Below are 19,329 nucleotides of genomic sequence, written 5' to 3' on the forward strand. Positions count from 1 at the left end.
CTTGGCCATGCATGAATCTACTTTCTTGAATTTACTGAGATTATAATTGGCCTTGTGATTCATATGATTTTGGACTAGGGACTTAAGCCACCTGAAACCTAAGCCTATGAAAAGCAAAACTACCCCTCGATTCAAAACACCGGTATTTTTATTGTTGCTGTTGATCTCAATGGCTTCCTTTGGTCAAGTTCAGACTCCTTTTACACCAAGATATTCGGAGACCATAAATGGAGATGTGACCATTATAGCGAACAATGTTTTGTCTCGCCATGCCACCAATGCATATAATGGCTCTGATGGCAATCATGACTTTTCAAACAACGTATTCGTTGATATAGATTCTGATGCCAGCACCTTTAACTCAAGTAGTGCAAACTTTTCTAATCCTGCACCAGCAGTAAGCTGCTTGAACTTCAAAAAGGTGTTTTTGTATTGGGCAGCCGCCGATAAAGAGTATGACAATTATGATCCCGATGACGATGATGGAACAGGTACAGGTTCTAGCAGTGATGAACCTTCATGGAATTATAATCAAGTTAAACTCATGCTCCCTGGTCAAACAACCTATACAACCATTACTGCCGACGAAGTACTCTATCGGGGTCGTGATGACCATTTTGTCAATGATCCCTATGTCTGTGTAAAAGATATCACAACAGAGATACAGGGGTTGACAAATCCATATGGCAAGTTTCAGGTTGCGAACGTAAAGGCCACTGAGGGTGACCTCTACTCACATGGGGGCGGCCATACCGGTACTTCTGGCGGATGGCAAATAGTCTTTGTATATGAAAGCACCGAGCTTCTCGGTAAAAATGTGACCCTTTTTGATGGCTATGTTCACATCACACAAAGTCAAGGTGAAGTAGAGTTCGATTTTAATGGCTTTCAAACCGTACCCAATGGCAATGTCAATGCAGATATCGTCTTGGGTTCATTAGAGGGTGATCGTGACATACCAGGTGATCAATTGCAAATTTTTGACACCAATGGTGTATGGTCAAATCTCTCCACCACTTTAAGGGATGAAAACAATTTTTTTAATAGTCGAATCACCATTGATAACCAAAACTATACCGATAGAAATCCTGCTAGTACCAATACCCTTGGATTTGATGCTGCCGTTTTTGATCTAAAAAATGGTGGTAATAAATTTATCGATAATAACCAGACATCTGCGAGACTGAGAATTACCTCAGACCAAGAAACCTACGGGGTTTATCTTATTGGCTTAAGTGTTGAAGTCTATGAGCCAAGTCTCGGTGCCTTGAATTTCACCTCGTCCTCTTCTGGAGGAGGTTTTAATCCTGGCGACCAAGTTCAAATGACCTTAAGTATTGAAAACTCTGGCAATGATGATATTCAAGACCTTGAAATATTTACAACCTTGCCTCCAGAGGTTGATTTTGTAGATACAGAAACCCTACCCCCTGGTGTAACGCACAACTTCAATTCTACCACAAGGGAATTGCGATTTTTCGTTCCAAACGGAAATACTGATGTTGGAAATCCGTTATACACACTCGATTTCAATGTTCTGATTAAAGATCAGTGCTACTTTTTAGAGTCTGCTTGCTCAGCAACTTTTGCGATGCAAGCAACAGCTACATTTAGGGGTGTCACCAATACAAATCCAGTAACCACTGACAGTTCGGGTACAACAGATTCTTGTGGCATTGGCAATCACGACCCAACGATTGTTGACATTAATCAACCCGATCAAGTCAATTGGATCACGGCTGCCGATGCTTTGAACAGAACCGTTTCTTGTGATGACACAGCAGCATTAAATGCCGCACAGGCACTCGAACCCCAAACAGAATTCTGTAATTTCACACTTAATAAGGTAGCCGGAAGCTTTGCGCCCAATCCTGGTTGTGATTCAGAAGGCACATATACCAATACTTTTACCTTTACAGATGCCTGTGGTAGGGTCAGTGATACTTTTACCCAAGTCATCACTATTGAAGACATAGAAGATCCAAGTTTCGTTGAGGCGCTTCCAAGCGATACGGTTGCTCCTTATGATAACATTCCATCTCCAGCAACCTTAACGGCTACCGATAATTGCGATACGAACGCATCGGTCAATTTCAATGAAACCTATATAGGCGACAATTCCAGCACTACCTATACCATTGTTAGAACATGGACGGCCTCTGACTGTGCCGGAAACTCGATACAACATATACAGAATATCTTCGTGACCGAAGATGGCGACCCGCTCGGTCTTTCCATAAATGATATTACCGTAAACGAAAATGTGGGAACCGCTACCCTTCAGGTTACCCATGTCGGTTTTATAGCAAGTGGGTTCACAGTAAACTACGATACCGCTGACGGAGATGCCGTCGAACCGGGTGATTATGTACAGGCTTCGAACGCATTATCTTTTGTAGGCTCGCATGGCGAGGTGATGAACATTGATATCACTATCAACGACGATTCGGTCATTGAATTTACCGAAGCTTTTAACGTAAACCTGTCTTCGGGCACCAACACCCCCCCCATTAATGACAACTCGGGTGAAATAACCATACTGGACAACGACGGCGGCGGGTCGAACGGCATAGCCTTCGACGCCACCAGCGTCACCGTGAACGAGGGCGACGGAACGGCGACCTTCACCGTCAGGCTCACGGGCAACGTACAGGGGGGGTTCACCGTGGACTACGCCACCAACGACGGTAGCGCGGGAGAGCCCGGCGACTACACCGACGTCAGCGGGACGCTCAACTTCACCGGCAACGACGGCGAGAGCTACGACATCACCGTGCCCATCATCGACGACAGCCTGATCGAGCCCACCGAGGACTTCACCGTGCTGCTGGACAACCTGTCGACCACCCTGATAGGCATCAACGGCGACACCGCCACGGGCAACATACTGGACAACGACGGCGGCGGGTCGAACGGCATAGCCTTCGACGCCACCAGCGTCACCGTGAACGAGGGCGACGGAACGGCCACCTTCACCGTCAGGCTCACGGGCAACGTACAGGGGGGGTTCACCGTGGACTACGCCACCAACGACGGTAGCGCGGGAGAGCCCGGCGACTACACCGACGTCAGCGGGACGCTCAACTTCACCGGCAACGACGGCGAGAGCTACGACATCACCGTGCCCATCATCGACGACAGCCTGATCGAGCCCACCGAGGACTTCACCGTGCTGCTGGACAACCTGTCGACCACCCTGATAGGCATCAACGGCGACACCGCCACGGGCAACATACTGGACAACGACGGCGGCGGGTCGAACGGCATAGCCTTCGACGCCACCAGCGTCACCGTGAACGAGGGCGACGGAACGGCGACCTTCACCGTCAGGCTCACGGGCAACGTACAGGGGGGGTTCACCGTGGACTACGCCACCAACGACGGTAGCGCGGGAGAGCCCGGCGACTACACCGACGTCAGCGGGACGCTCAACTTCACCGGCAACGACGGCGAGAGCTACGACATCACCGTGCCCATCATCGACGACAGCCTGATCGAGCCCACCGAGGACTTCACCGTGCTGCTGGACAACCTGTCGACCACCCTGATAGGCATCAACGGCGACACCGCCACGGGCAACATACTGGACAACGACGGCGGCGGGTCGAACGGCATAGCCTTCGACGCCACCAGCGTCACCGTGAACGAGGGCGACGGAACGGCCACCTTCACCGTCAGGCTCACGGGCAACGTAGGGGGGGTTCACCGTGGACTACGCCACCAACGACGGTAGCGCGGGAGAGCCCGGCGACTACACCGACGTCAGCGGGACGCTCAACTTCACCGGCAACGACGGCGAGAGCTACGACATCACCGTGCCCATCATCGACGACAGCCTGATCGAGCCCACCGAGGACTTCACCGTGCTGCTGGACAACCTGTCGACCACCCTGATAGGCATCAACGGCGACACCGCCACGGGCAACATACTGGACAACGACGGCGGCGGGTCGAACGGCATAGCCTTCGACGCCACCAGCGTCACCGTGAACGAGGGCGACGGAACGGCCACCTTCACCGTCAGGCTCACGGGCAACGTACAGGGGGGGTTCACCGTGGACTACGCCACCAACGACGGTAGCGCGGGAGAGCCCGGCGACTACACCGACGTCAGCGGGACGCTCAACTTCACCGGCAACGACGGCGAGAGCTACGACATCACCGTGCCCATCATCGACGACAGCCTGATCGAGCCCACCGAGGACTTCACCGTGCTGCTGGACAACCTGTCGACCACCCTGATAGGCATCAACGGCGACACCGCCACGGGCAACATACTGGACAACGACGGCGGCGGGTCGAACGGCATAGCCTTCGACGCCACCAGCGTCACCGTGAACGAGGGCGACGGAACGGCGACCTTCACCGTCAGGCTCACGGGCAACGTACAGGGGGGGTTCACCGTGGACTACGCCACCAACGACGGTAGCGCGGGAGAGCCCGGCGACTACACCGACGTCAGCGGGACGCTCAACTTCACCGGCAACGACGGCGAGAGCTACGACATCACCGTGCCCATCATCGACGACAGCCTGATCGAGCCCACCGAGGACTTCACCGTGCTGCTGGACAACCTGTCGACCACCCTGATAGGCATCAACGGCGACACCGCCACGGGCAACATACTGGACAACGACGGCGGCGGGTCGAACGGCATAGCCTTCGACGCCACCAGCGTCACCGTGAACGAGGGCGACGGAACGGCCACCTTCACCGTCAGGCTCACGGGCAACGTACAGGGGGGGTTCACCGTGGACTACGCCACCAACGACGGTAGCGCGGGAGAGCCCGGCGACTACACCGACGTCAGCGGGACGCTCAACTTCACCGGCAACGACGGCGAGAGCTACGACATCACCGTGCCCATCATCGACGACAGCCTGATCGAGCCCACCGAGGACTTCACCGTGCTGCTGGACAACCTGTCGACAACCCTGATAGGCATCAACGGCGACACCGCCACGGGCAACATACTGGACAACGACGGCGGCGGGTCGAACGGCATAGCCTTCGACGCCACCAGCGTCACCGTGAACGAGGGCGACGGAACGGCGACCTTCACCGTCAGGCTCACGGGCAACGTACAGGGGGGGTTCACCGTGGACTACGCCACCAACGACGGTAGCGCGGGAGAGCCCGGCGACTACACCGACGTCAGCGGGACGCTCAACTTCACCGGCAACGACGGCGAGAGCTACGACATCACCGTGCCCATCATCGACGACAGCCTGATCGAGCCCACCGAGGACTTCACCGTGCTGCTGGACAACCTGTCGACACCCTGATAGGCATCAACGGCGACACCGCCACGGGCAACATACTGGACAACGACGGCGGCGGGTCGAACGGCATAGCCTTCGACGCCACCAGCGTCACCGTGAACGAGGGCGACGGAACGGCGACCTTCACCGTCAGGCTCACGGGCAACGTACAGGGGGGGTTCACCGTGGACTACGCCACCAACGACGGTAGCGCGGGAGAGCCCGGCGACTACACCGACGTCAGCGGGACGCTCAACTTCACCGGCAACGACGGCGAGAGCTACGACATCACCGTGCCCATCATCGACGACAGCCTGATCGAGCCCACCGAGGACTTCACCGTGCTGCTGGACAACCTGTCGAACCCTGATAGGCATCAACGGCGACACCGCCACGGGCAACATACTGGACAACGACGGCGGCGGGTCGAACGGCATAGCCTTCGACGCCACCAGCGTCACCGTGAACGAGGGCGACGGAACGGCGACCTTCACCGTCAGGCTCACGGGCAACGTACAGGGGGGGTTCACCGTGGACTACGCCACCAACGACGGTAGCGCGGGAGAGCCCGGCGACTACACCGACGTCAGCGGGACGCTCAACTTCACCGGCAACGACGGCGAGAGCTACGACATCACCGTGCCCATCATCGACGACAGCCTGATCGAGCCCACCGAGGACTTCACCGTGCTGCTGGACAACCTGTCGACCACCCTGATAGGCATCAACGGCGACACCGCCACGGGCAACATACTGGACAACGACGGCGGGGGTCGAACGGCATAGCCTTCGACGCCACCAGCGTCACCGTGAACGAGGGCGACGGAACGGCCACCTTCACCGTCAGGCTCACGGGCAACGTACAGGGGGGTTCACCGTGGACTACGCCACCAACGACGGTAGCGCGGGAGAGCCCGGCGACTACACCGACGTCAGCGGACGCTCAACTTCACCGGCAACGACGGCGAGAGCTACGACATCACCGTGCCCATCATCGACGACAGCCTGATCGAGCCCACCGAGGACTTCACCGTGCTGCTGGACAACCTGTCGACACCCTGATAGGCATCAACGGCGACACCGCCACGGGCAACATACTGGACAACGACGGCGGCGGGTCGAACGGCATAGCCTTCGACGCCACCAGCGTCACCGTGAACGAGGGCGACGGAACGGCACCTTCACCGTCAGGCTCACGGGCAACGTACAGGGGGGTTCACCGTGGACTACGCCACCAACGACGGTAGCGCGGGAGAGCCCGGCGACTACACCGACGTCAGCGGGACGCTCAACTTCACCGGCAACGACGGCGAGAGCTACGACATCACCGTGCCCATCATCGACGACAGCCTGATCGAGCCCACCGAGGACTTCACCGTGCTGCTGGACAACCTGTCGACCACCCTGATAGGCATCAACGGCGACACCGCCACGGGCAACATACTGGACAACGACGGCGGCGGGTCGAACGGCATAGCCTTCGACGCCACCAGCGTCACCGTGAACGAGGGCGACGGAACGGGACCTTCACCGTCAGGCTCACGGGCAACGTACAGGGGGGTTCACCGTGGACTACGCCACCAACGACGGTAGCGCGGGAGAGCCCGGCGACTACACCGACGTCAGCGGACGCTCAACTTCACCGGCAACGACGGCGAGAGCTACGACATCACCGTGCCCATCATCGACGACAGCCTGATCGAGCCCACCGAGGACTTCACCGTGCTGCTGGACAACCTGTCGACCACCCTGATAGGCATCAACGGCGACACCGCCACGGGCAACATACTGGACAACGACGGCGGCGGGTCGAACGGCATAGCCTTCGACGCCACCAGCGTCACCGTGAACGAGGGCGACGGAACGGCCACCTTCACCGTCAGGCTCACGGGCAACGTACAGGGGGGGTTCACCGTGGACTACGCCACCAACGACGGTAGCGCGGGAGAGCCCGGCGACTACACCGACGTCAGCGGGACGCTCAACTTCACCGGCAACGACGGCGAGAGCTACGACATCACCGTGCCCATCATCGACGACAGCCTGATCGAGCCCACCGAGGACTTCACCGTGCTGCTGGACAACCTGTCGACCACCCTGATAGGCATCAACGGCGACACCGCCACGGGCAACATACTGGACAACGACGGCGGCGGGTCGAACGGCATAGCCTTCGACGCCACCAGCGTCACCGTGAACGAGGGCGACGGAACGGCGACCTTCACCGTCAGGCTCACGGGCAACGTACAGGGGGGTTCACCGTGGACTACGCCACCAACGACGGTAGCGCGGGAGAGCCCGGCGACTACACCGACGTCAGCGGGACGCTCAACTTCACCGGCAACGACGGCGAGAGCTACGACATCACCGTGCCCATCATCGACGACAGCCTGATCGAGCCCACCGAGGACTTCACCGTGCTGCTGGACAACCTGTCGACCACCCTGATAGGCATCAACGGCGACACCGCCACGGGCAACATACTGGACAACGACGGCGGCGGGTCGAACGGCATAGCCTTCGACGCCACCAGCGTCACCGTGAACGAGGGCGACGGAACGGCGACCTTCACCGTCAGGCTCACGGGCAACGTACAGGGGGGTTCACCGTGGACTACGCCACCAACGACGGTAGCGCGGGAGAGCCCGGCGACTACACCGACGTCAGCGGGACGCTCAACTTCACCGGCAACGACGGCGAGAGCTACGACATCACCGTGCCCATCATCGACGACAGCCTGATCGAGCCCACCGAGGACTTCACCGTGCTGCTGGACAACCTGTCGACCAACCCTGATAGGCATCAACGGCGACACCGCCACGGGCAACATACTGGACAACGACGGCGGCGGGTCGAACGGCATAGCCTTCGACGCCACCAGCGTCACCGTGAACGAGGGCGACGGAACGGCCACCTTCACCGTCAGGCTCACGGGCAACGTACAGGGGGGGTTCACCGTGGACTACGCCACCAACGACGGTAGCGCGGGAGAGCCCGGCGACTACACCGACGTCAGCGGGACGCTCAACTTCACCGGCAACGACGGCGAGAGCTACGACATCACCGTGCCCATCATCGACGACAGCCTGATCGAGCCCACCGAGGACTTCACCGTGCTGCTGGACAACCTGTCGACCACCCTGATAGGCATCAACGGCGACACCGCCACGGGCAACATACTGGACAACGACGGCGGCGGGTCGAACGGCATAGCCTTCGACGCCACCAGCGTCACCGTGAACGAGGGCGACGGAACGGCCACCTTCACCGTCAGGCTCACGGGCAACGTACAGGGGGGTTCACCGTGGACTACGCCACCAACGACGGTAGCGCGGGAGAGCCCGGCGACTACACCGACGTCAGCGGGACGCTCAACTTCACCGGCAACGACGGCGAGAGCTACGACATCACCGTGCCCATCATCGACGACAGCCTGATCGAGCCCACCGAGGACTTCACCGTGCTGCTGGACAACCTGTCGACCACCCTGATAGGCATCAACGGCGACCACCGCCACGGGCAACATACTGGACAACGACGGCGGCGGGTCGAAGCATAGCCTTCGACGCACCAGCGTCACCGTGAACGAGGGCGACGGAACGGCCACCTTCACCGTCAGGCTCACGGGCAACGTACAGGGGGGTTCACCGTGGACTACGCCACCAACGACGGTAGCGCGGGAGAGCCCGGCGACTACACCGACGTCAGCGGGACGCTCAACTTCACCGGCAACGACGGCGAGAGCTACGACATCACCGTGCCCATCATCGACGACAGCCTGATCGAGCCCACCGAGGACTTCACCGTGCTGCTGGACAACCTGTCGACAACCCTGATAGGCATCAACGGCGACACCGCCACGGGCAACATACTGGACAACGACGGCGGCGGGTCGAACGGCATAGCCTTCGACGCCACCAGCGTCACCGTGAACGAGGGCGACGGAACGGCGACCTTCACCGTCAGGCTCACGGGCAACGTACAGGGGGGGTTCACCGTGGACTACGCCACCAACGACGGTAGCGCGGGAGAGCCCGGCGACTACACCGACGTCAGCGGGACGCTCAACTTCACCGGCAACGACGGCGAGAGCTACGACATCACCGTGCCCATCATCGACGACAGCCTGATCGAGCCCACCGAGGACTTCACCGTGCTGCTGGACAACCTGTCGACCACCCTGATAGGCATCAACGGCGACACCGCCACGGGCAACATACTGGACAACGACGGCGGCGGGTCGAACGGCATAGCCTTCGACGCCACCAGCGTCACCGTGAACGAGGGCGACGGAACGGCGACCTTCACCGTCAGGCTCACGGGCAACGTACAGGGGGGGTTCACCGTGGACTACGCCACCAACGACGGTAGCGCGGGAGAGCCCGGCGACTACACCGACGTCAGCGGGACGCTCAACTTCACCGGCAACGACGGCGAGAGCTACGACATCACCGTGCCCATCATCGACGACAGCCTGATCGAGCCCACCGAGGACTTCACCGTGCTGCTGGACAACCTGTCGACAACCCTGATAGGCATCAACGGCGACACCGCCACGGGCAACATACTGGACAACGACGGCGGCGGGTCGAACGGCATAGCCTTCGACGCCACCAGCGTCACCGTGAACGAGGGCGACGGAACGGCCACCTTCACCGTCAGGCTCACGGGCAACGTACAGGGGGGGTTCACCGTGGACTACGCCACCAACGACGGTAGCGCGGGAGAGCCCGGCGACTACACCGACGTCAGCGGGACGCTCAACTTCACCGGCAACGACGGCGAGAGCTACGACATCACCGTGCCCATCATCGACGACAGCCTGATCGAGCCCACCGAGGACTTCACCGTGCTGCTGGACAACCTGTCGACAACCCTGATAGGCATCAACGGCGACACCGCCACGGGCAACATACTGGACAACGACGGCGGCGGGTCGAACGGCATAGCCTTCGACGCCACCAGCGTCACCGTGAACGAGGGCGACGGAACGGCGACCTTCACCGTCAGGCTCACGGGCAACGTACAGGGGGGGTTCACCGTGGACTACGCCACCAACGACGGTAGCGCGGGAGAGCCCGGCGACTACACCGACGTCAGCGGGACGCTCAACTTCACCGGCAACGACGGCGAGAGCTACGACATCACCGTGCCCATCATCGACGACAGCCTGATCGAGCCCACCGAGGACTTCACCGTGCTGCTGGACAACCTGTCGACAACCCTGATAGGCATCAACGGCGACACCGCCACGGGCAACATACTGGACAACGACGGCGGCGGGTCGAACGGCATAGCCTTCGACGCCACCAGCGTCACCGTGAACGAGGGCGACGGAACGGCGACCTTCACCGTCAGGCTCACGGGCAACGTACAGGGGGGTTCACCGTGGACTACGCCACCAACGACGGTAGCGCGGGAGAGCCCGGCGACTACACCGACGTCAGCGGGACGCTCAACTTCACCGGCAACGACGGCGAGAGCTACGACATCACCGTGCCCATCATCGACGACAGCCTGATCGAGCCCACCGAGGACTTCACCGTGCTGCTGGACAACCTGTCGACCACCCTGATAGGCATCAACGGCGACACCGCCACGGGCAACATACTGGACAACGACGGCGGCGGGTCGAACGGCATAGCCTTCGACGCCACCAGCGTCACCGTGAACGAGGGCGACGGAACGGCCACCTTCACCGTCAGGCTCACGGGCAACGTACAGGGGGGTTCACCGTGGACTACGCCACCAACGACGGTAGCGCGGGAGAGCCCGGCGACTACACCGACGTCAGCGGGACGCTCAACTTCACCGGCAACGACGGCGAGAGCTACGACATCACCGTGCCCATCATCGACGACAGCCTGATCGAGCCCACCGAGGACTTCACCGTGCTGCTGGACAACCTGTCGACCACCCTGATAGGCATCAACGGCGACACCGCCACGGGCAACATACTGGACAACGACGGCGGCGGGTCGAACGGCATAGCCTTCGACGCCACCAGCGTCACCGTGAACGAGGGCGACGGAACGGCCACCTTCACCGTCAGGCTCACGGGCAACGTACAGGGAGGGTTCACCGTGGACTACGCCACCAACGACGGTAGCGCGGGAGAGCCCGGCGACTACACCGACGTCAGCGGGACGCTCAACTTCACCGGCAACGACGGCGAGAGCTACGACATCACCGTGCCCATCATCGACGACAGCCTGATCGAGCCCACCGAGGACTTCACCGTGCTGCTGGACAACCTGTCGACCACCCTGATAGGCATCAACGGCGACACCGCCACGGGCAACATACTGGACAACGACGGCGGCGGGTCGAACGGCATAGCCTTCGACGCCACCAGCGTCACCGTGAACGAGGGCGACGGAACGGCGACCTTCACCGTCAGGCTCACGGGCAACGTACAGGGAGGGTTCACCGTGGACTACGCCACCAACGACGGTAGCGCGGGAGAGCCCGGCGACTACACCGACGTCAGCGGAACGCTCAACTTCACCGGCAACGACGGCGAGAGCTACGACATCACCGTGCCCATCATCGACGACAGCCTGATCGAGCCCACCGAGGACTTCACCGTGCTGCTGGACAACCTGTCGACAACCCTGATAGGCATCAACGGCGACACCGCCACGGGCAACATACTGGACAACGACGGCGGCGGGTCGAACGGCATAGCCTTCGACGCCACCAGCGTCACCGTGAACGAGGGCGACGGAACGGCCACCTTCACCGTCAGGCTCACGGGCAACGTACAGGGGGGGTTCACCGTGGACTACGCCACCAACGACGGTAGCGCGGGAGAGCCCGGCGACTACACCGACGTCAGCGGGACGCTCAACTTCACCGGCAACGACGGCGAGAGCTACGACATCACCGTGCCCATCATCGACGACAGCCTGATCGAGCCCACCGAGGACTTCACCGTGCTGCTGGACAACCTGTCGACCACCCTGATAGGCATCAACGGCGACACCGCCACGGGCAACATACTGGACAACGACGGCGGCGGGTCGAACGGCATAGCCTTCGACGCCACCAGCGTCACCGTGAACGAGGGCGACGGAACGGCGACCTTCACCGTCAGGCTCACGGGCAACGTACAGGGGGGGTTCACCGTGGACTACGCCACCAACGACGGTAGCGCGGGAGAGCCCGGCGACTACACCGACGTCAGCGGAACGCTCAACTTCACCGGCAACGACGGCGAGAGCTACGACATCACCGTGCCCATCATCGACGACAGCCTGATCGAGCCCACCGAGGACTTCACCGTGCTGCTGGACAACCTGTCGACCACCCTGATAGGCATCAACGGCGACACCGCCACGGGCAACATACTGGACAACGATAACATTCCTGGGGTTACGGGCCTATCATTTGACAGCACCGAGGTAACGGTTGATGAAGATGCAGGCACAGCTATCTTTACGGTACGTCTGACAGGAGATGTTCAAAATGGATTTACAGTAGATTATACAACTGTGGATGATTTTGCCATCAGTCCTGATGACTATACATCGACCAGCGCAACGTTGACCTTTGCTGGTAATGATGGCGAGAATTATGATATTATTGTTCCAATTATCGATGATGTAATCGTTGAGAATACAGAATCATATCAAGTCGTATTGTCAAATCTTTCGCCCAATGTCATAGGCATCAACGGCGACACCGCGACCGGAAACATTATCGACAATGATAGTGATAATGATTTCCCAGGCGATGTAACCGCTAACTGTGATGACGTGCCAACGGTACCCGTAATCACATTGAATGCCGACGGATGCAACTATACAGAAGTCTTTGAAGAGACCATTACAGGTCAAGACGATGGTTGTGCCACAGAGTACACCATCACCAGAACGTGGACCATCACCGATTGTGTTGATAATGTTCGTGTACACGTACAGACCATTACAGTAGTTGACGATGAAGCACCAAACTTTGTGGAAGCGCTGCCAAGTGATATGACCGTATCATGTGACAGTGTACCACAGGCTGAAACATTGACGGCCATCGACAACTGTGACAACGATGCCTTCGTTACGTTCGATGAGCAGATTACCGATACGGATAGCTGCGGTTCGAATTATATGATCACCAGAACGTGGACGGCCATGGATTGTGCTGGCAACCAAACGGTTCATGTACAGACCATTACGGTTGAGGACACAGAGGCACCTGTTTTCGTGGAAGAATTGCCGCAAAGTATGACGGTAATGTGTAACGAAGTGCCCGATGCCGCCACACTTACCGCAATCGACAATTGTGATACCGATGTATCGGTAACCTATGATGAGACCATCACTAACGATGCGAACTGTTCACAGGGTTATATGATTACCAGAACCTGGTCAACGACCGATTGTGCGGGCAATGTAAATAGTCACACACAGGTGATCACCATTAATCCAACAGGTCCGATTACAGCTAGTGACTATGAGGAGCAAATCACGATCATGTGCGGAGATGATGTGCCTGAGGTACCAGAATTGACCTTCATGGGCGGTTGCGGCAATTATCAAGTAGACTTTACGGAAGATACCGTATTCTCTGATGACACTGATGATTATATGATTACCAGAACCTGGGAGGTCACTGACTCATGCGGCAATATGGCCACTTTTGAGCAGGTCATCTTTGTAATGCAACCACAATTGGAAGAGGTGACCATAGAAATATGTGTCGAAGATGATCCGATTGATCTTATAGACCATCTTCCAGAGTCATTTGACACCAATGGTGTATTCGAAGTCATGAACGGTAATGTCATTTTGGATGGCAGCACGTTCAATCCTGCAAACCTTGAAGTAGGCGACTATCTGATATCGTACAGTTCTACCGAAGGTACTTGTAAGTACTATGTTGATTTTACCATCAAGGTCGATAGTGATTGTGTACCATGTGGAAGAGATGAGATACAGGTTTCCAAAACGGTAACCGCCAATGGCGATGGTATCAATGATGTGTTCGAAATTACCGGAGTGGAGTATTGCAATTATACTTTCAATGTAATGCTATTCAACCGCTGGGGAGACAAGGTCTTTGAATCAAGGAACTATGAAAACAACTGGGGTGGATTCTCACCAAACAACTCGTTTGGTAATTCAGGAATGCTTCCAGCTGGCACCTATTATTATATCATTTCCGTGAACGAGGCAGATTTTGAGCCTATCAATGGGTTTATCTATCTCGGAACCAGTAAGTAATAACAACCACTGAAAAATCCCGGCCGACCATGCCGGGATTTTTTTTTATCCCGGTTTTCCGATCAACTTGATTTTCACGCCAGAAATACGTTCATCCATAGAAAAATACACTTCAACGAAACATAGGTTTCAGAACGAATATTAAGACACGTTCAACGTCTAAATTACTGATATAGAGCATGTTTTTGTTGCTTTGTATATGAATTATATCCAAATCTTAATTCAACAGGAATACTGAAAAAACTTAACCGATACACCATGAAAAAAATTACTTTACTCGTTCTATTGGGCATGGTTTTTTGTGGTTTGCAGTCTTTTGCGCAGCAATTGCCGCAGTTTACCCAATACATGTTCAACACCATATCGGTAAACCCTGCCTATGCAGGAAGCCGAGAAACGATGAACGTTACCGCCTTGCACCGTAACCAATGGGCAGGGCTTGATGGCAACCCGACCACGAGTACCTTTTCATTTCATGCTCCTTTGAATAACGAGCGGGTAGGGCTTGGCCTTTCGTACATCACAGACCAATTGGGTTTCGAGAACACCAATTATGTGTACGGTGATTTCTCGTATACCATTCCCGTTTCGTACAACACCAAGCTATCTTTTGGCCTAAAAGCCGGTTTCACCAACTATAGATTGGAAAATCCAGATTTGAACGATCCTTTCTTCACCTCTAACTTCAACAGTTGGAAGCCCAATTTTGGTGCCGGACTATATTTGAGCAGTGAAAAATGGTATGTAGGTCTGTCTTCACCAAGAATTTTAAACACCGATTTAAATGAAGGTGAGTTTGAGGCCCTCGAAAGAAACAGTTACTATGCCATTGCAGGTTTGGTACTCGATATATCTGCAGATGTCAAGTTTCGACCTACGGTATTGAGCAAGTTCACCAATGGTGCACCGGCATCATATGACCTGACCTCAAGCTTTTTGTTTTATGACAAGTTTTGGCTGGGTGCCTCATATCGGTTGAACGATGCCGCCAATTTTGGTGCCTTCTTAGACTATCAGGTAGCCAACAACTTCAGACTCGGTTATGCCTACGATTTGCCCACATCGACCATAAGACCTTATACAGGTGGCACCCATGAAGTCATCTTAATCTACGAACCAAGGTTTTCAAAGAAAACGAAGCTTTACAAATCACCGAGATACTTCTAAACACCGAACCATGAGAACAAAGCACTCATTTTCATTCATTTTACTGTTCTGTTTCGGCTTGACAACCAGTGTTATAGCACAATCGAATCTTAGAAGACAGGCCGATCAGTTGTTCTATAAATTTGCCTACGCAAAGGCTATTCCCGCTTATGAGAAGTTGGCATTGAAAGACAATCACTCCCACCACGCATGGCAGCGACTTGCCGAATGCCATTTGATGCTTCGTGATTTTGAAAAGGCACTTCCCTACTTTGATAGGTTCATCAATGAAGAAGACCTAGAACCTGATTATTATTTCAAGTATGGCATGGCACTGAAAAGTGCCGGTAAAGAAAAGGAGGCGCTCAAATGGTTCAAACGCTATAAAAAGCTCACCAAGAACGATTCACGGATAAAAAGGTACCTTAAAGAAGGTAATTATGCCTCGGTACTGTTCAATAGTAGGGAGAGTTATGAGATCGAACCTGTTCATTTCAATACCGAATATGGAGAATTTGGTGCCATTTCCCACAATGGAAAACTGTATTTCAGCTCAAGTAGAATTGATGAAAAAGAGAACAATTTATATGATTGGAACAATGAGGCATGGTTAGATATCTACTATATTGAAGAAGGCATCGATAGTGTACCGCCAAGAAAACTGAAAGGTGATATCAATTCAAAATACCATGAGAGCTCTTTGGTGTTCTCAACCAACCATAAGAACGATACGGTCATCTATTTTACCCGTAACAACTATTTCAACAAAAAGGAAGGATTTCATACAAAGAAAGAAGACAATAAGGTCGAAAGCACGAGCAATCTCAAAATATATAGGGCAGAGCATATTGACGGCGAATGGAAGGTCACTAGAAATATGCTCAAGAACGCAGACCACTATTCTTCAGGGCATCCTAGTGTCAACTCAGCTAGAACTTACATCTATTTTGCGTCTGACAAACCTGGTGGGTTTGGTGGCACTGACATTTATTATGCCAAAATACACGCAAGGGGGGGCATAGGTGAGCCGATAAACGCCGGTCCGGTGGTCAATACGGCCGGTAATGAAATGTTTCCGTACGTGAACAACGAGGGCCAACTGTTCTTCTCTTCTGATGGCCACCCTGGTTTTGGCCAATTGGATGTTTTTGCCACAGTGGCTGATTCCATAGGAGCATTTAAAGACGTTATCAATCTTGGCAAACCGATAAACAGTGAAAAAGATGACTTCGGGTATTTTGCCTATGACAACGGTATCGATGGGTATATCAGTTCAAACAGGGATGGTGGCGCAGGAGGCGATGATATTTACGAGTTCAGATTCTACCCTTCTCTACGCGTAGAAGGCAAAGTAACCGATGGCATTAACCTAAAGCCATTGAACAATGTGAAAATCTCCTTGTACGACCAAAAGACCAGTGAGCTTGTCGCAGAGACCCTTACCGATGCCGATGGCAGTTATGAAATTTTCATCGATAGAAAACGTAACTATATGATAGAGGCGTCACGAAAAACGCATCCTAAAAAGAATATATATTTCAATACGTTCACCACACCGAGGGCCGAAAGAGTACTTGTTCAAGACATTACCTTAGATCCCATTCTTGATGTAAAGGTCTTGGCCGGGCTCAATAAAATATATTTCGATTTCAACAAACATAATATAAGACCCGATGCTGCCGAAGAATTGGATAAAGTGGTCAAATTGATGACAAAGACCTATCCTGACATGATCATCAAACTAGAATCACATACAGACCCTGTGGGCAGCCACGCGTACAACGATTCGCTATCTGAACGTAGGGCAAAATCAACATACGAATATTTGATAGCCAACGGTGTGCCCAGACACCATATCTTATCGTATAAGGGATATGGCGAGAGACAATTGGTGAATGATTGCAAGGGTAAGGAAGACTGCACCCCTGAAGAATTGGAACTCAACAGAAGAACAGAGTTCCCCATCATTCAGATCAAAGGCAAACCTTTGGCAAAATCAAATTAAAAGAAAAGGGCACCCAATCGGGTGCCTTTCTTTATTGCTGTTTTAATGAAACCCTATTTGCGGTCAAGTCCCTTATGGGAACGATCAATTTGCCATCACGGGTCTTCAGGGTAATTGTGGTGTTATCAATGGCCTCAATGGTACCCTCAACATTATCAAAAGATATCTTGTCACCGACCATGTAAATTTTGCGCATGTAAAACATTTTCATCAGATCAGAAAAAACATCTCGTGCACCCAGGCCAAAACCAAGGGCGACCGCAACCAAAAAAGCGCCCAGAATCATGGTAAAGTTGCTGGTTATGATATCAGTGTTGATACCTGCCTGGTTCAAGGCCGTAACCGATATAAAAAATGTAATGAGATAAAACAATACGTTGCTGATGAACTTAGATCCGCCAACACCCATAGACTCAAGTAGGGCCAAGGTTCCCTTTTTGGCCAAAGAAGCCAAATAGAGACCACCTGCCAAAATCAAAATGGCACTGATCAATGTGGGCAAATACCCGAACATAGCCATGATACCTTCTGAAATCGGGGTCAGACCGAGCACATCGGCAATGATAATGGCAAAAAGAAGAATCAACAAGATACGTACGGTGCCCAAAATGATTTTTAAAAGGTCGATTTTGACTTCCCTATCGCCAAAAAGCTTTGCTTCGGTCACCTTTTGTGAAACGGTATCGATTTTTGCCGCTTTCAGTATCCTTTTCAATATGAATAAAACAATCTTCAACACAAGCCAAGCGACAATGAGGCCAATGACTCCCAAAATGATTTTTGGAAGTATTTCAGCTGCCCCTGACAACATGTTTCCCAGACTTTCAGAAAGAACATCTTTATACGTTTCCATTTTTTTGAATTTTGTTGTTTACTATAATCGGTTATTTTCTTCTATTGGTTCTGAACAATCCGGCCAAAAGCGATGAATAGTTAGACGTGACCAAAATGGCCAAATCCATAAAAAACTTGGCAATGGCCACATCGTTCATGACCTTTTTGCGCATTTCGGGAGGTACGTCCCTCAGTTTCTTGTCCAACTCCTTAAAAGGATTTCTAAATTCGTCTGCCATCGATTACAGGGTATTATAGATTTCCAATAATTTAGCCTTGGCCCTTTTCAAGCGCATTTTAACAGCACTTTCACCAATTTCAAATAAAACGCACAATTCTTTGATCGAAACCCCGTCTTGATATTTCAATAACAAGATTGATTTATCTTCAGGAACCAATTCGACCAATGCCTTTTCAAGCTTGTTGGCCTTCATCCCGTAAATGCTCTTATCGGGCACCTCTTCTGTCAGCTTGTACTCTTTGTCTTCAATGGGCACCGATTTATCCTTCAACTTTCGACCCTTGTCACGGTTCACATAGTTCACACAGAAATTATAGGTGAACGAATACAACCAGGTCGAAAATTTTGACCTGCCCTTGAACGACGCCAGTTTGATGAACAACATCAGAAAGACATCTTGTGTCAGGTCTTCGGCCTCATCATCTGATTTGGCAAATCCGTAACACTTGTTATACACCATTTTGGCATACCGGTCGTAAAGTATGCCAAACAAAAAGGTGTCGTTTTTGGCCACGATTTTTGCCACCAATTGCTCATCTGACAAATGGCCAAAAGGGTCTTTTCTCTCCAATGACTGATTTGATTGGTTGCTTATTAAGATTAGAAACAGTCTTTTGAGAA

The 19,329-nt window shown here is 54.0% G+C and carries 11 protein-coding genes and 9 pseudogenes; 16 read left to right on the plus strand and 4 right to left on the minus strand.

Annotation, left to right across the window (positions count from 1 at the left end; all coding sequences use genetic code 11):
• The first annotated feature begins 106 nt into the window (after positions 1-106).
• From L0P89_RS02700 to L0P89_RS17030, 9 genes and pseudogenes are all read left to right on the plus strand, one after another.
• Positions 107-3,733: a Calx-beta domain-containing protein gene (locus tag L0P89_RS02700; protein WP_235266864.1), complete on the plus strand. Its 3,627-nt coding sequence runs from the start codon at positions 107-109 to the stop codon at positions 3,731-3,733.
• Positions 3,708-5,285, plus strand: coding sequence for a Calx-beta domain-containing protein (locus L0P89_RS02705; protein ID WP_235266865.1), 1,578 nt, complete (start codon positions 3,708-3,710; stop codon positions 5,283-5,285). The genes L0P89_RS02700 and L0P89_RS02705 overlap by 26 nt, the downstream gene beginning before the upstream one ends.
• A gap of 65 nt (positions 5,286-5,350) precedes the next feature.
• Positions 5,351-5,623: pseudogene (locus L0P89_RS17010) on the plus strand (Calx-beta domain-containing protein); the annotation flags it as partial.
• 73 nt (positions 5,624-5,696) lie between these two features.
• Complete coding sequence (locus L0P89_RS02710; RefSeq protein ID WP_235267981.1) at positions 5,697-6,047, plus strand: Calx-beta domain-containing protein; 351 nt, start codon at positions 5,697-5,699, stop codon at positions 6,045-6,047.
• Between the two features lie 423 nt (positions 6,048-6,470).
• Positions 6,471-6,854 (plus strand): annotated as a pseudogene (locus L0P89_RS02715) (Calx-beta domain-containing protein); the annotation flags it as partial.
• Positions 6,855-6,902: 48 nt separating this feature from the next.
• Positions 6,903-7,397, plus strand: a pseudogene (locus tag L0P89_RS17015) (Calx-beta domain-containing protein); the annotation flags it as partial.
• A 125-nt stretch (positions 7,398-7,522) separates the two neighbouring features.
• A pseudogene (locus L0P89_RS17020) lies at positions 7,523-7,696 on the plus strand (Calx-beta domain-containing protein); the annotation flags it as partial.
• Positions 7,697-7,869: 173 nt separating this feature from the next.
• Positions 7,870-8,244 carry a Calx-beta domain-containing protein gene (locus L0P89_RS17025; protein ID WP_409557561.1) on the plus strand — a complete coding sequence of 125 codons (375 nt, stop codon included), beginning with the start codon at positions 7,870-7,872 and terminating at the stop codon, positions 8,242-8,244.
• A pseudogene (locus L0P89_RS17030) lies at positions 8,150-8,392 on the plus strand (Calx-beta domain-containing protein); the annotation flags it as partial. The gene L0P89_RS17025 and the pseudogene L0P89_RS17030, both read left to right, overlap by 95 nt.
• Here the strand turns inward: L0P89_RS17030 and L0P89_RS02730 are convergent.
• On the minus strand, positions 8,314-8,541 hold the full coding sequence (locus L0P89_RS02730) for a hypothetical protein (protein ID WP_235266869.1): 228 nt from the start codon (positions 8,539-8,541) through the stop codon (positions 8,314-8,316). The pseudogene L0P89_RS17030 and the gene L0P89_RS02730 overlap by 79 nt on opposite strands.
• Before the next feature lie 12 nt (positions 8,542-8,553).
• Between L0P89_RS02730 and L0P89_RS02735 the strand changes: the two are divergent.
• From L0P89_RS02735 to L0P89_RS02760, 7 genes and pseudogenes are all read left to right on the plus strand, one after another.
• Positions 8,554-8,820 (plus strand): annotated as a pseudogene (locus tag L0P89_RS02735) (Calx-beta domain-containing protein); the annotation flags it as partial.
• Positions 8,821-8,898: 78 nt separating this feature from the next.
• A pseudogene (locus L0P89_RS02740) lies at positions 8,899-10,524 on the plus strand (Calx-beta domain-containing protein); the annotation flags it as partial.
• A gap of 125 nt (positions 10,525-10,649) precedes the next feature.
• Positions 10,650-10,823 (plus strand): annotated as a pseudogene (locus L0P89_RS17035) (Calx-beta domain-containing protein); the annotation flags it as partial.
• A 161-nt stretch (positions 10,824-10,984) separates the two neighbouring features.
• Positions 10,985-11,566, plus strand: a pseudogene (locus tag L0P89_RS17040) (Calx-beta domain-containing protein); the annotation flags it as partial.
• Between the two features lie 30 nt (positions 11,567-11,596).
• Entirely contained in the window at positions 11,597-14,482 is a 2,886-nt protein-coding gene (locus tag L0P89_RS17045) for a Calx-beta domain-containing protein (protein WP_409557570.1), read from the plus strand.
• 258 nt (positions 14,483-14,740) lie between these two features.
• Positions 14,741-15,649 (plus strand): type IX secretion system membrane protein PorP/SprF, encoded by a 909-nt coding sequence (locus tag L0P89_RS02755; protein WP_235266871.1) that lies wholly within the window; start codon positions 14,741-14,743, stop codon positions 15,647-15,649.
• Positions 15,650-15,659: 10 nt separating this feature from the next.
• Positions 15,660-17,633, plus strand: a complete 1,974-nt coding sequence (locus L0P89_RS02760) for an OmpA family protein (RefSeq protein WP_235266872.1) — start codon at positions 15,660-15,662, stop codon at positions 17,631-17,633.
• A 31-nt stretch (positions 17,634-17,664) separates the two neighbouring features.
• Here the strand turns inward: L0P89_RS02760 and L0P89_RS02765 are convergent, their stop codons facing one another.
• Genes L0P89_RS02765 through L0P89_RS02775 form a run of 3 tightly spaced genes read right to left on the minus strand, consistent with a single transcriptional unit; the run spans position 17,665 to position 19,279 of the window.
• Complete coding sequence (locus L0P89_RS02765; protein ID WP_235266873.1) at positions 17,665-18,486, minus strand: mechanosensitive ion channel family protein; 822 nt, start codon at positions 18,484-18,486, stop codon at positions 17,665-17,667.
• A 31-nt stretch (positions 18,487-18,517) separates the two neighbouring features.
• Positions 18,518-18,706, minus strand: coding sequence for a hypothetical protein (locus L0P89_RS02770; protein WP_235266874.1), 189 nt, complete (start codon positions 18,704-18,706; stop codon positions 18,518-18,520).
• Between the two features lie 3 nt (positions 18,707-18,709).
• Positions 18,710-19,279 (minus strand): RNA polymerase sigma factor, encoded by a 570-nt coding sequence (locus tag L0P89_RS02775; RefSeq protein ID WP_235266875.1) that lies wholly within the window; start codon positions 19,277-19,279, stop codon positions 18,710-18,712.
• Between the last annotated feature and the right edge of the window lie 50 nt (positions 19,280-19,329).

Origin of the sequence: Muricauda sp. SCSIO 65647 (genome assembly GCF_021534965.1) — a bacterium.
GTDB lineage: Bacteria > Bacteroidota > Bacteroidia > Flavobacteriales > Flavobacteriaceae > Flagellimonas_A.

Bases quoted from the DNA above. Each gene is read 5' to 3' on its own strand.
- L0P89_RS02770 (WP_235266874.1), bottom strand. From the start codon at position 18,706: ATGGCAGACGAATTTAGAAATCCTTTTAAGGAGTTGGACAAGAAACTG.
- L0P89_RS02755 (WP_235266871.1), top strand. From the start codon at position 14,741: ATGAAAAAAATTACTTTACTCGTTCTATTGGGCATGGTTTTTTGTGGT.
- L0P89_RS02765 (WP_235266873.1), bottom strand. From the start codon at position 18,486: ATGGAAACGTATAAAGATGTTCTTTCTGAAAGTCTGGGAAACATGTTG.
- L0P89_RS02700 (WP_235266864.1), top strand. From the start codon at position 107: ATGAAAAGCAAAACTACCCCTCGATTCAAAACACCGGTATTTTTATTG.
- L0P89_RS02760 (WP_235266872.1), top strand. From the start codon at position 15,660: ATGAGAACAAAGCACTCATTTTCATTCATTTTACTGTTCTGTTTCGGC.